At 72.2% G+C, this 13961-nt stretch carries 10 protein-coding genes; 5 read left to right on the top strand and 5 right to left on the bottom strand.

Annotation, left to right across the window (positions count from 1 at the left end; all coding sequences use genetic code 11):
- The first annotated feature begins 28 nt into the window (after window positions 1-28).
- Window positions 29-634: a TetR/AcrR family transcriptional regulator gene (locus tag AB0881_RS35080; protein ID WP_366624132.1), complete on the top strand. Its 606-nt coding sequence runs from the start codon at window positions 29-31 to the stop codon at window positions 632-634.
- Here AB0881_RS35080 and rfbC read toward each other — a convergent pair.
- The 4 genes from rfbC to AB0881_RS35060 all read right to left on the bottom strand — a co-directional run bounded on the left by rfbC (window position 622) and on the right by AB0881_RS35060 (window position 5153).
- Window positions 622-1203, bottom strand: coding sequence for a dTDP-4-dehydrorhamnose 3,5-epimerase (gene rfbC, locus AB0881_RS35075; RefSeq protein WP_366624130.1), 582 nt, complete (start codon window positions 1201-1203; stop codon window positions 622-624). The two genes, AB0881_RS35080 and rfbC, sit on opposite strands and share 13 nt — an antisense overlap.
- A 5-nt stretch (window positions 1204-1208) precedes the next feature.
- The gene (locus tag AB0881_RS35070) at window positions 1209-2504 is read right to left on the bottom strand and encodes an O-antigen ligase family protein (protein WP_366624128.1); all 1296 of its coding nucleotides are present in this window, start codon (window positions 2502-2504) and stop codon (window positions 1209-1211) included.
- Between the two features lie 70 nt (window positions 2505-2574).
- On the bottom strand, window positions 2575-4401 hold the full coding sequence (locus tag AB0881_RS35065) for a right-handed parallel beta-helix repeat-containing protein (protein ID WP_366624126.1): 1827 nt from the start codon (window positions 4399-4401) through the stop codon (window positions 2575-2577).
- A gap of 143 nt (window positions 4402-4544) precedes the next feature.
- Complete coding sequence (locus AB0881_RS35060; RefSeq protein WP_366624125.1) at window positions 4545-5153, bottom strand: hypothetical protein; 609 nt, start codon at window positions 5151-5153, stop codon at window positions 4545-4547.
- Between the two features lie 233 nt (window positions 5154-5386).
- Here AB0881_RS35060 and AB0881_RS35055 point away from each other — a divergent pair, with 233 nt between their 5' ends.
- Both AB0881_RS35055 and AB0881_RS35050 read left to right on the top strand, forming a co-directional pair.
- A complete protein-coding gene (locus AB0881_RS35055; protein ID WP_366624123.1) occupies window positions 5387-8569 on the top strand; it encodes a LamG-like jellyroll fold domain-containing protein in 3183 nt (1060 codons plus the stop codon).
- Window positions 8570-8855: 286 nt separating this feature from the next.
- Complete coding sequence (locus AB0881_RS35050; protein WP_366624121.1) at window positions 8856-10409, top strand: hypothetical protein; 1554 nt, start codon at window positions 8856-8858, stop codon at window positions 10407-10409.
- A 124-nt stretch (window positions 10410-10533) separates the two neighbouring features.
- On the opposite strand, the gene AB0881_RS35045 is transcribed toward AB0881_RS35050, so the two are convergent.
- Window positions 10534-11649: a DUF1972 domain-containing protein gene (locus tag AB0881_RS35045; protein WP_366624120.1), complete on the bottom strand. Its 1116-nt coding sequence runs from the start codon at window positions 11647-11649 to the stop codon at window positions 10534-10536.
- A gap of 188 nt (window positions 11650-11837) precedes the next feature.
- Here AB0881_RS35045 and AB0881_RS35040 point away from each other — a divergent pair, with 188 nt between their 5' ends.
- Together AB0881_RS35040 and AB0881_RS35035 are read left to right on the top strand one after the other, a co-directional pair.
- Window positions 11838-13010: a glycosyltransferase family 4 protein gene (locus AB0881_RS35040; protein WP_366624118.1), complete on the top strand. Its 1173-nt coding sequence runs from the start codon at window positions 11838-11840 to the stop codon at window positions 13008-13010.
- Window positions 13007-13961 (top strand): hypothetical protein (locus AB0881_RS35035; protein ID WP_366624116.1); only part of this gene is annotated, 955 nt, incomplete at its 3' end. The genes AB0881_RS35040 and AB0881_RS35035, both read left to right, overlap by 4 nt.

Below are 13961 nucleotides of genomic sequence, written 5' to 3'. Positions count from 1 at the left end.
ATCTAGCGAGCGCTATAGAATCGGGGGCATGGTGACGAAGCAGCGCGGGCGGCCCCGGTCGTTCGACCGGGAGGAGGCCCTGGAGCAGGCCATGCTGCTGTTCTGGGCGCACGGGTACGACGCGACCTCCATCGCGGACCTGACCCGGGCGATGGGGATCGGCGCGCCCAGCCTGTACGCGGCGTTCGGCGACAAGCGGACGCTGTTCGACGAGGTCGTGGACCACCACCGCGCCCGGTACGGCGAGTTCATGGCCCGCGCGATGGAGGAGGAGCCGACCGCGAGGCGCGCGATCGAGCGGATCCTGCGCGAGGCGGCGGCCGCCTACACCGACCCGGCCCGTCCCCGCGGCTGCCTGGTGATCACCGCCGCGACCAACTGCGCGCCCGGTTCCGCGGAGGTGGAGGAGCGCCTGCGGGGGCTGCGCAACACCAACATCCGCGCGTTCCAGGCCATGATCGAGGCCGACGTGGCGGCCGGCGTGCTGCCCGCGGGCACCGGCCCGCGCCGGCTCGCCCAGTTCACCGGCGCCGTCATCCAGGGGATGTCACAGCAGGCGCGGGACGGCGCGACGCGCGCCGAGCTGGAGGCCGTCGCGGAGGCGGCGATGCTCGCCTGGCCTCAGGAGGCGTAGAAGTCCAGGCAGTCCTGGTAGGAGGGCAGCAGTCCCGCCTTCTCCGCCTCGGCCAGCGACGGCGCGGCGGCGTCCTTGGGGGACAGCACCGGCTCGACGCCCTCCGGCCAGGCGATGCCCAGGTCCGGGTCCAGGGGGTGGACGCCGTGCTCGCGCGCGGGCGCGTACGGCTCCGAGCAGAGGTAGATGACCGTCGTGTCGTCGGTCAGGGCCATGAACGAGTGGCCGAGGCCCTCCGCGATGTACAGGCAGCGGCGGTTCTCCGCGTCCAGCCGTACGGCGTCGTACTTCCCGAACGTGGGCGACCCGACGCGGATGTCCACGACCGCGTCCAGGATGGCGCCGCGCACGCACGTCACCCACTTCGCCTGGCTCGGCGGCACGTCGGCGAAGTGGATCCCGCGCAGGGTGCCCCTGGACGAGACCGAGCAGTTCGCCTGGGCGAGCGAGAAGGAGTGCCCGGCCTGGTCGAGCAGGTCCGTGCGGAACCACTCGTGGAACGAGCCTCGGTCGTCGCCGTGCACGCGGGGGGTGAAGGCGTAGGCGCCTTCGATGCTCAGGGGGTCCACGCGCGTCAGCTTAGGGCGTGCCGGGGGATGGGATCGCCGCCCTGGCGGCGCAGCACCTCGGTCCAGCAGACCAGGAGCATCAGCCAGATCCCCGACACGTTGGCGGGCGCGGCCAGGTACTCGGTGGTGATGCTGTTCACCACGAAGAACGCGAGGATGCCCAGCAGCATGCCGGCGTCGGTGCGGAGCGTGCGCTGCCGCGCCATGAGCAGCAGCACGAAGGCCAGCACGAGCAGCAGCACGATGAAGATCGCCGCGCCGACCGTCCCGTTGTCGACCATCGCGTTGACGAACGCGTTGTGCGCGCCGCCGAGGCCGATGTCGTCCAGGAAGATGCCGCGCGAGGCGCCCAGGCCGTGCCCGAACAGCGGCTCCTCCCGGTACGCCTGCATCGCGAACGTCCACAGCTCCGTACGGGAGTTGAGCGAGGCCACCTTCGCGGCCGTCTCGCCGCGCGCCACGAACGCCAGGATCTTGTCCGAGAACGCCAGCACGGCCACGGTGGCGACGGCGGCTCCCAGGACCATGACGTCGATCCGGCCGCGCGGCCCCCGCGACGTGGCGAGCAGGACGACCAGCCCCACCGCGCACCCGGCCGCCGCGCCGCGGGTCCCGGTGGCCACCAGCGCCCCGGTGAGGACCGCCATGGCGCCCAGGTAGGTCAGCGGATGCCAGAGCCGGTGCTCGGCCCGCTCCATCCGGATCAGGTAGCTCGTTGTCAGCAGGATGCCGACCGCCAGGTACACGCCCGCGACGACCGGGTGCACGAACAGCCAGTTGAAGCGGTCCTCGGTGCGGGACGTGCGCGGGAACGGGTGCACGACGCCGATCGCGACCGAGACCAGCACGATCGCGATGAACGCGTGCGCCAGCCGGTGCATGTCGCGCGGCTCGGCCCGCTTGGCGAGGGTGAACGCCAGGCACATGGTGATCAGCAGCTGGACGCCGCGGACCGCGCCGAGCGACATGAACGGCGACCACAGCGCGGACATCGCCACGTAGCCGGCCCAGGCCCACGCCGCCAGCAGCAGCCCGGTGGCGGGCCGGGACGGGGCGCGCAGCCCGAACCGGTAGTAGAGGTAGAGCGCGGCGAAGCCGTACACGCCGATCTCGACGAGCACGGTCAGGTCGGCGCTGCCGCCCACGGCCTGGTCCACGTCGCGGCTGCGCAGCTTGTAGTCGCTGGACAGCATGAGGGCCAGTGGCAGCACGACGCTCCACCAGCCGGACGACGGCACGGCCGGGCGGGCGCGGTGCCGGGGGAGGAGCGTCGGGCGCGGGAAGCGGCCCGTCGACGTCATGGGGGTAAGGATACGGGCGCCCGGGAGTCGGATTCGTGGCTATGGGCGGTGTTCGTGGCGGTGTCCGTGGCTATACGGCGTTGATGTTCCAGGTGCCCATGTGCCGGACCCCGCCCTTCTTGCCGAGCAGCTTCGCGATCGGTTCCGGCAGCGGCCGGGCGGCGCGGGCGGCGTCGGCGGCGGCCTTGCGGCCGAGGGCGCCGTCCCTGCCGACCGCCTCGGCGGAGTCGTAGGCCAGCCCGTGGTCCTCCTGGCCGGTCTTCGCCTTGAACGCGGCGAGGTCGCCCAGCCGGTGCGGCTCGCCCTCGCCCCGCGACCAGACCGCGAGGTGCTCGGGCGAGCCGGCGTCGGGCCGGGCGTAGAGGTTGCCGTCGACCTCGATCTTCATCTCGCCGCCGGACCGCTTGTGGGTGTGGTCCTCGACGCAGAGCAGGCACGGCGCGCCGTCCTTGGCGTCGGCGAGCACGTTGCTGCTCACCGTGATCTCGCCGAGCCTCCAGGTCATGGTGGGGTCGGGGAACGGCTGCCGCGGGTCGCGGCCGGGCGTGCCCGGCTTGTCGGGGCTGCGGTCGTCCTGGACGAGGTGGACGGTGCGGCCGTTTCCGGCCAGCGTGTTGTTCCAGATCCGCACCCCGGCGGTGTTGTTGATCTTCATCCCGTCGCCGCCGTTGCCGCGGATCAGGTTGCCCGCCACCACGGCCTTGGCGCTCAGCTCCAGCACGACGGCGTGGCCGGCGTTGTTCAGGATCCGGTTGCCGGCGACCGTGATGCCGTGCACGGACTCGTCCAGCCAGACGCCCTTGCCGCGGTTGCCGTCCAGGACGCTGCGGGTCACCGAGACCGTCCGGGACCGGGTGATCTTGATGCCGCCGGAGACCGGGGACTGCTTGAACCGCTCGGTGTTGTTGCCGGTCGAGCGGGCCAGCTCGATCCGCAGGTCGTCGGCGTGGTTGGCGTGGATGCCGAGCAGGCCGTTGCGGGCCGTGGTCACCTGCCGGATCCGCGCCCGCTTCCCCAGCACGCTGAGGCCCTGCGTGGCCGAGTCGGTGACGGCCACGTTCTCCACGGTCACCCGGTCGGCGACGGCCTTGACGGTGCCGAGATCGGGCAGCGAGGTGGCGTACCGGCGCACCCCGATCCCGCGCAGCGTCGACCCGGCGCCCCGGATGGTGATCGCCTCGCCGAGCGTCGAGGCGCGCACCTTGCGGCCGCCGGGGTCGGAGCCGAGGTAGAGCCGGTCGCCCTCCTCGTCGACGTAGAACGTGCCCTCCTCCACCTGGGCGCGCTTCCCGACCTGGCGCTGCGGCCGCCCGTCGATCCACACCTGGTCGGGATGGGCGGCCATCGGGTACTCCGGGTCGACGAACTGGAAGTCGGGGTCGCTGTTCTGCGGCGCGCCCTTCGAGTAGGTCGGGCTGTGGTCGAACCGGTGCGTCCAGCCGCGCTTGACCCACGCGCCGTCCGCGCGCTCCCACCCGTCGACGGCGGAGCTGCCGTCGAACCAGACCGGCTCGCCGGGATGGGCCTGGATCGTCAGCCGCTTGCCCTCGGGCACGGTGACCGACTCGTGGTACGTCCCGGCGCGCAGCACGATCGTGTCGCCGTCGCGGGCCTTGGCGATGGCCTTGGCGACCGTCCGCACCGGCTTGCCCGCCGACCCGGGGGACGCGTCGTCCCCCGACGGTGCGACGATGACGGCCGCGTCCGGGATCTTGTAGCTGGTGGCGCCCATGGTCAGGGCGCCGGGCGGGCCGGTCACCTCGACCGGAAGCGGCGCCTCCTCCCCTCCCCGGGGAAGCTGCCAGGCCAGCAGGCCAGCGGCGGCCGCGACGGGCAGGGCCACCAGGCCGGCGGTCAGTGAACGGCGGGCGGCGGGCCGCGAACCGGAAGACGCCATGACGGAATCCCTTTACCCCCGGGGGACACGATAGGTAAGACCTGCCCGCAGGGGACTCACCGGACGCGCGAAGTCACTGCTCTCTCATGGTCGGGAGACGATGAGCTCACTGATCGGCGGGTTCCCTGCCCTGACTTGGGCGGCTACTGCTTCAGGGATCCGGCGAAGACGGCCGTCTTGTGCTTGTCGTCGAAGTTCACGCCCAGCACCACGTTCTTGTAGCCCTCGGGCGGCAGGTCGAAGGCGTACGACGCGGACCGGTGCGCGCCGGGGGCGACCGTGCCGTGGAAGTCGTTGAAGTCGGCGTACGACGTCGGGCTGGCCTCGGTGCGGGCGCTGCCGTACTTGGCGACGACCTTCACCTTGTTGAGGTCGAGCGGCTGCCCGGACCCGTTGGTGAAGCGCAGCGTGAAGATGGTGAGGGTGTTGCCGGTCAGCTCGCCGGGGCCCTTGGCCTGGTTCTTCACGTACCGGATGTCGTTGATGGCGACGGTGATCTTGTCGTCGTAGGTGACCGGCTTGCGCAGTCCCGCCGTGGTCGAGCCGAACGTCTTGGACCCGGGCGCCGCGGTCGCCTGCTCCTGCGGCTGCTCGCTGGCGGGCGGCGGCTTCGGCCCGGCGGCGGGCTTCTTGTCATCGCCCGAGCAGCCCGTCAGCGCCAGCGCGAGCGCCACCACCGGCGCCAGGGCGAGCGTCGCGCCCCGGCCCGCCGGACGCGGGGAAAGGGGCGGGCGCGATCCCGAGAGGGGCATGCGGATATCTCCTCGATCTTCGTCGGCGGTGGCCGGCGTGCCGGGGGCGGGGGACCGGAAGTGCCGGTAGTGGCCACCAGTGTAGACAGTGGCGCGGCTAGTCTAATTTTTGCTTTTTGTCTCTTTTGATGGGCAGGGGACTCTATCCGGTGAAAGTTCTTTCTACCGCGCGGCCGGGCCTGAGACGGGCCGTTCTCGCCATCGCGGCGGCGTTCTCCACGGTTTCCCTCTCGGTGGCCGCGCTGCCGGCCGGGCCGGCCGCGGCCGACACCGCGCCGCCGCAGGGCACGCCGCCGACCGTTTCCGCGGACCCGCTGCCCACCTGGCAGGTGAACGGCGTCGTGTGGAGCATGACGACCGTCGGGAACACCGTCTACGCGACCGGCAACTTCACCAAGGCGCGCCCGCCGGGCACCGCCGCCGGATCCGCGCAGGAGGTCGACCGGCAGAACATCCTTGCGTTCGACATCCGCACCGGCGACCTCGTCGAGTCGTTCGACCACTCGCTGAACGGCCAGGGCCTGCGCATCGTCGCCTCGCCGGACGGCAGCCGCGTCTACGTCGGCGGCGAGTTCACCACGGTGGACGGCCAGGCGCGCAGCCGGATCGCGGCGTTCGACACCGCCACCGGCGCGCTCGACCCGAACTTCGCCCCGACCGTGTCGAACAAGGTCCGCGCCATCGCCGCGACCGGCTCGACCGTCTACTTCGGCGGCAACTTCTTCAACGTCAACGGCAAGTCGCGCACCCGGCTCGCGGCCGTGAAGGCGTCCGACGGCACCAACGTCGACACCTGGCGGCCCACCGCCGACGACGACGAGGTCTTCGCGATGGCGATGGCCCCGGGCGACCAGCGCGTGCTGGTCGGCGGGCGCTTCCAGACGCTGAACGCCACCGCCCAGGTCGGCATCGGCGCGATCGACGCCACCACCGGCGCGCTGGCGCCCTGGAGCAGCCGGCCGATCCCCAGCAAGTCGGGGACCCGCTACTCCTACGTCACCGACCTGCACGTCTCCGGCGACACGGTCTTCGCCTCCGCCAACGGCGAGGGCTACCACGTCTTCGACGGCCGGTTCGCGGCCAAGGCCGCCACCGGCGACCTGGTCTGGCTCGACAACTGCTACGGCGCCAGCTACGGCATCTTCGCCCAGGACCAGTCCGTCTACAGCGTCTCGCACGCCCACGACTGCTCCTCGCTCGGCGCGTTCCCGGAGACCAGCCCGCAGACCTGGCACCGCGCGCTCGCCGAGACGGCGTACCCGACCGGCACCGACCAGGCGCCCCCCGGCACGGGCAGCCACTACAGCGGCCAGCCCGTCCCGAGCCTGCTGCACTGGTACCCGACGCTGGCCATGGGGACGTTCACCGGCCAGAACCAGGCCGCCTGGGCCGTCACCGGCACCTCCGAGTACATCGCGATGGGCGGCGAGTTCCCGCGCGTGAACGGGACCAACCAGCAGGGCCTCGTGCGGTTCGGCGTCAAGGACAGGGCGCCCAACGACGAGGGCCCGCAGGCGTCCGACCTCGGCACGCCCGCCGCCGAGGGCATCTCCGGCGGCAAGGTCCGGGTGAGCGTGACGACCACCTGGGACATGGACAACGAGAACCTCACCTACGAGCTGCTCCGCGACGGCGGGACGGAGCCCGTCGGCACCGCCCAGAAGGGCGCCACGTTCTGGAAGCAGCCGAAGGTGACGCTGTTCGACTCCACGGCCGAGCCGGGGACCTCGCACACGTACCGGGTGCGGGTGAAGGACGCGTTCGGCAACGCCGTCACCAGCGCCGCCTCCAACGCGGCCACGCCGGGCGGCGGCTCGACGTCCGGGCCGTACGGCGGGCTCGTGACCGGTGACGGCGCGGACTCGTACTGGCGGCTCGGCGAGGGCAGCGGCACCGCGTACGACAACGCCGGCACCAACGACCTCACCGTGGGGTCGGGCGTGACCCGCGGGCAGGCGGGCGCGATCGCGAACGACCCGGACAAGGCGATCACGTTCAACGGCACCTCCGCGGGCACGGCGGGCAGCGGCACGGCGCCGATGCCCGGCGACTTCAGCCTCGAGGCGTGGGTGAAGACCACCAGCGGCAGCGGCGGGAAGATCGTCGGGTACGGCAACCAGGCGACCGGCGCCAGCACCAAGTACGACCGCCAGCTCTACATGACCAACGACGGGCGGGTCGTGTTCGGCGTCTACCCGGGCTCCGTGAAGACGATCCAGAGCGGCGCCGGCCTCAACAACGGCCAGTGGCACCACATCGTCGGCACGCTCGACGGCACCGGCGGCATGAAGCTGTACGTCGACGGGCAGCAGGTGGCCGCCGACGCGAGCGTCAAGAGCGCTGAGACCAGCTACACGGGCTACTGGCGCGTGGGCGGAGACAACCTCACCGGCTGGCCGAGCAGGCCGTCCAGCGACCACCTGAACGGCACCCTCGACGAGGTGGCCGTCTACCCGCGCGCGCTCGCCGCGGCCCGGATCACCGAGCACCACGGCGTCGGCGCCGGGACGGTCACCCCGAACCAGCCGCCGACCGCCGCGTTCACCGCGGACTGCGAGTGGCAGGAGTGCGCGTTCGACGCCTCGGGCTCGGCCGACTCCGACGGGTCGATCGCGGGCTACGCGTGGGACTTCGGCGACGGCCAGAGCGGTACCGGCGCCACGCCGTCCCACACGTACGCGGAGGCCGGTCAGTACACGGTGAAGCTCACGGTCACCGATGACGACGGCGCGACCGCCGAGACCACCCGCACAGTCACGGCCAGCACGCAGACGCTGGCGTCCGACGCGTTCGGCCGCACGGTCGCGAGCGGGTTCGGGAACGCCGACACCGGCGGCGCCTGGACGGCCGTCGGCAGCGCGGGCGCCACGTCCGTCTCCGGCGGTGCCGGGCGCATCGCGCTCGCCGATCCCGCCAAGAGCGGCGGCGCGTACCTCAAGGACGCCACCGCCCCGGGCGCCGACGTCTCCGTGAAGGTCGCCACCGACAAGGAGGGCACCGGCAACGGCGTCTACTTCTGGCTCGCCGGGCGGCGCGTCGAGGGCGAGGGCGAATACCGGGCCCGGATCCGGCTGCGGCCGTCCGGGGTGGTCTCGCTCCAGCTCAGCCGTACCGACGCGGCCCAGGCCGAGACCGCCGTCGTGGCCGAGCAGACCGTGGCCGGCCTGACGTACGCGCCCGGCCAGGCGCTGCGGATGCGGCTCCAGGTGACCGGCTCCGGCCCGACCACCCTGCGGGCCAAGGTCTGGGCGGACGGCGCGGCCGAGCCCGGCTGGCAGCTCACCGGCACCGACTCCACCGCCGGCCTCCAGGCCGCCGGCAGCGTCGGGCTGCGCAGCTACCTCGCGGGGAACGCCACCAACGCGCCGTTCGCGCTCACGGTCGACGATTTCACTGCGATCCGCGTCACAGGCTGATCTGATTTAAGCGCGGCGACGACGCGCGAAAGTGCCCCGGGGTTGTCATCCCCGGGGCACTTTCTTTTTCGCTGCCGGAATGGCGGTACCGGTCACGATTTCATAAGGAGTGCACTACGGAACGCGAGACGCACTAGCATCGCCTAGCCAGCAGTGACCGTTGGGGTCACAGGGGGCTTATGAGCAGGGGAACCGATTCGTGAGAGCTCAAGCGCTTCCGCGCCCGAGGGCACGCCGGACCGGCCTGGCGGCCGCGACCGCTTCCATCGCACTCCTGGGCGCTTCCATGGTCCCGGCCGGGCCGGCCGCGGCCGACACCGCCCCGCCGGAGGGCACGCCGCCGACCGTGTCCGCGGACCCGCTGCCGACGGTGCAGGTGAACGGCGTCGTGTGGAGCATGACGACCGTCGGGAACACCGTCTACGCGACCGGCAACTTCACCAAGGCGCGCCCCGCGGGCACCGCCCCGGGCAGCTCCAAGGAGGTGACCCGGAAGAACATCCTCGCCTTCGACATCAGGACCGGGAACCTCACCTCGTTCAACCACTCGCTGAACGGCCAGGGCCTGCGCATCGTGCGCTCCCCTGACGGCAAGCGGGTCTACGTCGGCGGCGAGTTCACCACCGTCGACGGCAAGGCGCACAGCCGCCTCGCCGCGTTCGACACCGCCACCGGCAAGCTCGTCGCCGGGTTCGCGCCGAAGGTGTCCAACAAGGTGAGGGCCATCGCCGCGACCAACAAGTGGGTCTTCTTCGGCGGGAACTTCTTCAACGTCAACGGCAAGTCGCGCAACCGGATGGCCGCGGTGCTGGCCAGCAACGGCGCCGTCAGCGACAGCTGGAAGCCGACCGCGGACGACGAGGTCTTCGCGATGGCCATCTCCGGCTCGCGCGTCATCGTGGGCGGCCGGTTCCAGCAGCTGAACGGCGGCGCCAAGGTCGGCGTCGGCGCCCTCAACGGCTCGAACGGCGCGACGGCCGCGTGGAGCAGCCGGCCGATCCCGACCAGGCAGGGCAGCAAGTTCTCGTACGTCACGGACCTGACCGTCTCGGGCGACACCGTGTACGGCTCGGCCAACGGCGAGGGCTTCCACTGGTTCGACGGCCGGTTCGCGGCCAAGGCCGCCACCGGCGAGCTGGTGTGGCTCGACAACTGCTACGGCGCGAGCTACGGCGTCTTCGCCCAGGGCAAGTCGCTGTACAGCGTCTCGCACGCGCACGACTGCTCCTCGCTGGGCGCGTTCCCCGAGACCGACCCGCAGACCTGGCACCGGGCGCTGGCGGAGACCACCGCCGCCACCGGCAAGGACCAGGCGCCCCCCGGCAGCAACAGCAACTACCGCAGGCAGCCGGTACCGAGCCTGCTGCACTGGTACCCGACGCTGGCCATGGGGACGTTCACCAAGCAGTACCAGGCCGCCTGGGCCGTGACCGGCAACTCGGAGTACGTCGTGATGGGCGGCGAGTTCCCGCGCGTCAACGGCGTCGCCCAGCAGGGCCTGGTGCGGTTCGTGACCAAGGCCAAGGCGCCCAACAAGGCCGGCCCGGTGAAGGCCGAGCTGGGCACCCCCAAGGCCAGCCGCAGCATGGTCACGAAGAAGAACACCATCTCCTGGAAGGCCACCTGGGACATGGACAACGAGAACCTCACCTACGAGGTCCTCCGCGACAACGGCACCACCCCGATCGGGACGGTCAAGAAGGCCTCGAACTTCTGGACCAAGCCGACCCTCACGTTCGTCGACGAGAACGCGCCGGCGGGCGCGCACACGTACAAGATCCGCGTGAAGGACCCGTTCGGCATCGCCGTCACGAGCCCGGCCTCCAACTCGGTGGGCTGAGCTGCGGGCTGACCGCCAGGCATTGAGAAGGCACTGAGAAGGGCCCCGGTGATCTCCACCGGGGCCCTTCCGCTGTCCACTTGTGGCCAGGCGCCGCCGGGTTCCGGCGGCGCCATGACGAACGTCACTTCTTCGGGCGGACCGTCTTCCGGGTCAGCCGCCGGGCGCGCAGGTCCTCGCAGAGCCGCTCGTACGCGGTCGCGACGTCGTCCCAGACGTAGCGCTCGCTCGCCCGCTTGCGCGCCGCCTCGCCCCGGTCCGCGGCGCCGCCCGGGTCGGCCTCGGCCTCCTCGACCCGCCACGCCAGCGACTCGGCGTCGCCGAAGAAGCGGCCCGCCTCGTCGCCCAGCACCTCGCGGTTGAAGTTCACGTCGTACGCGACGACCGACGCCCCGGCCCCCATCGCGCGCAGCAGCGACGGGTTGGTGCCGCCGACCGAGTGGCCGTGCAGGTAGGTCAGCGCGCCCGCGTACAGCGCGTCGAGCAGGTCCTGGTCCCACACGCCGCCGAGGAACCGGATCCGCGGGTCGTCGCCCGCCAGCTCCTTCAGCCGGGCGGTGTACTCGTCGTTGTACGGCGCCGAGCCGACCACCACCAGCGGCTTGGCGGCCTTGCTGCGGCGGTAGCCGTCGACCGCCAGGTGGACGTGGTTCTCCGGCTCGAACCGGGCCACGACCAGGTGGAACCCGCCCGGCTCGTACCCGGCCTCGGCGAGCTTGCCGGTGTCGGTCCGCTCCAGGATGGGCGCGCCGTAGGGGATGAAGACCGAGTCGGCGCCGAACCGCTCGGTGTAGTAGTCCTGGATGCCGACGGCGTCGGAGATCAGGGCGTCCGACCAGCGCACGGCCATGCTCTCGGCGGCCCGGTAGTAGCGCCTGCCCGCCCCGCTCCACTTGGTGCGCTTCCACTCCAGGCCGTCCACGTGGGTGGCGACCGGGATCCGCAGCGTCCGCAGCACCGGCAGCAGCGGCGCGTTCGCGGCGTTGAACACCAGCGCCACGTCCGGACCCCTGCGCGCGCACCGCCGCCCGGCGGCGTGCAGCACCGACAGCCCGGTGTGGGTGAGCGTCTCGGCGACCTTCTTCTTCAGCGCGGGCAGGTGGACCAGCCGCATCCCGAGGTACTCGCTCTCGGGGTGGCGCTCCCCGCGGCAGTAGACCGTCACCTCGTGCCCGGAGGCGGCGAGCCGGCGGCCGATCTCCTCGACCGCGGTCTCGAAACCGCCGTAGCGCGCCGGCACTCCGCGAGTGCCTACCATGGCGATGCGCACGTGACCCCCAGCCCTCCTGTTTGCACATCCATTGGGATTTTTCAGACCGCAACGCTAACCGGAACCGGTGTCAGGCGTCTTGACGGTTAAGGAGAGTTAATCTGAGGGTTGCGCGAAACTGGTAGCCAGGGTGTCTGGAATGCCAGAAGGAGAGTGAAGTGGGCGAACGAGAGCCGGGCTCCACCGTGGTATTGGCGCACCCGTCGCCCGACCTGTACGGCTCGGACCGGATGCTGGTCGAGTCGGTACGGGCCCTGGTGCCGGCGCGCCGCGTGGTGGTCGCGCTGCCCGCCGACGGCCCGCTGTCGCCGGTGCTCCGGGACGCCGGGGCCGAGGTCGTCATCCTGCCGGTGCCGGTGCTGCGCAAGGCGTACATGACGCCGGTCGGGCTGGTGCGGCTGGCGTTCGCCGCCGCCCGGGCGCTGCCGAAGGCGTGGCGGCTGCTGCGCCGCACCCGCGCCGAGGCGCTGTACGTGAACACCGTCACGATCCCGCTGTGGCTGGTGGCGGGGAGGCTGGCGCGCGTGCCGTCGCTGTGCCACGTCCACGAGGCCGAGGACGACGTGCCCGGCCCGGTCCGCGCCGCGCTCGGCGCCCCGCTGCGGCTGGCCCGCACGATCGTGGTCAACAGCCGGGCCAGCGCCGCCGCGCTCGGCGGCCCCGGCCGGCGCAGCGAGATCATCTACAACGGCGTGGACGAGCCGCCGGACGAGCCCGCCGAGCCGCGCGCCGAGCTCGCGCCGCCGGTGCGGATCGCGCTGGTCGGGCGGCTGTCCCCGCGCAAGGGATCCGACATCGCGGTCAAAGCGGCCGGATTGCTCCGCGCGCGGGGGTACGATGCGACGCTGACGCTGGTCGGCAGCGTCTTCCCCGGCTACGAGTGGTTCGAGGAGGAGCTGAGGGAACTGGCCGGCGACGCGCTGCGGGACGGGAACGTCGTGCTCGCGGGCTTCCGGTCCTCGGTCTGGGAGTCGTTCGCCGAGGCGGACATCGCGATCGTGCCCTCGCGCGTCGAACCGTTCGGTAACGTCGCGGTGGAGGCGATGCTGGCCGGCCGGCCGGTGGTCGCCGCCGCCACGCAGGGCCTGGTGGAGATCGTCATCGACGGCGAGAACGGCGTGCGGGTCGCGCCGGACGACCCGGAAGCCCTGGCCGACGGGATCGCCCGCCTGCTGGACGACTGGGACGGCGCGCTGGCGATGGCCAAGCGGGCCCGCGCGGACGCCGCCCGGCGGTTCGGCAGGGACCGCTACCACCGCGAGCTGCGGGAGGCCGTCCGTGCGCTCACCGATCCCGATGCCGTCTCCGTGAGGACACAGAGCACCCGATGACAGCACAGACCCCCGCCACACCGGAGATCAGCCTGGTCGAGGCCGTCTGGCGCTACCGGCTGATGTCGCTCATCATCATCGTCGTCTCCGTCCTGGCGGCGGCCGGCGCGACCCAGCTGCTGTTCAGCAGCGTCACGGCCACCGCCCGGTTCGCGGTCACCGACCCGACCAACGACAACAACGAGCTCGGGATGGGCGTGGTCTCCGGGCAGGGCTACGCCACCTACACCGCCCAGCGCGCCGCGTTCGCGGGCTCCACGCCGGTGCTGGCGCGGGCCGCCCAGATCGTCAAGGAGAAGGGCGGCCCCTCGCTGACCGGCGAGCAGCTGCGCGGGCGGGTGCAGACCTCCAGCAAGCCCGACGGCGGCGTGGTGATCGTGAACGCCACCGGCGACGACATGCCTTCGGCGGCGCGCGCCGCCAACGCGGTGGTGCAGGCGTACCAGGAGGTCACGCTCAAGAACACCACCGACAAGCTCGACAAGCAGCTCACCAACCTCCAGGCGGCCCAGCAGAAGCTCACCCAGCAGATGGATCTGACCACCCGGGGGACGCACACCTACCGGCTGCTGACCAGCAGCATGACCAAGCTGCAGACCCAGACGAACAGCGTCACCTCGGCGCGGGCGAACGCCACCGACGGCGTCCAGTTCGTCGACACCGCCGACTCCTCGGCGGCGTCGCCGAGCAAGCTGCCGCGCAACGCCGCCATCGGCCTGGCCATCGGCACGATCCTGGCGACCGTGGTGTCGTTCCTGCGGGCCGCCGGCCCGGCCGGCCGGCGCCGCCAGGACGCGGCCGCGGCGGGCATGTCCGTGCATCCGGGCCACGGGCTGGGCCCGGGCGGCGGGTACGGCGCGTTCGGCGAGCTGCCGCCCGGCCCGTACCCCGACGGCGACCCCCGGCTGGAGGTCGAGGCGGCCCCGGTCGCGCGGGCCGAGCTGCCGCGCC

Source organism: Spirillospora sp. NPDC029432 (assembly GCF_040703975.1).
Classification (GTDB): Bacteria; Actinomycetota; Actinomycetes; order Streptosporangiales; family Streptosporangiaceae; genus Spirillospora.
The sequence above is the reverse complement of the archived record's forward strand: the minus strand, read 5'-3'. Positions and strand labels throughout refer to the sequence as shown.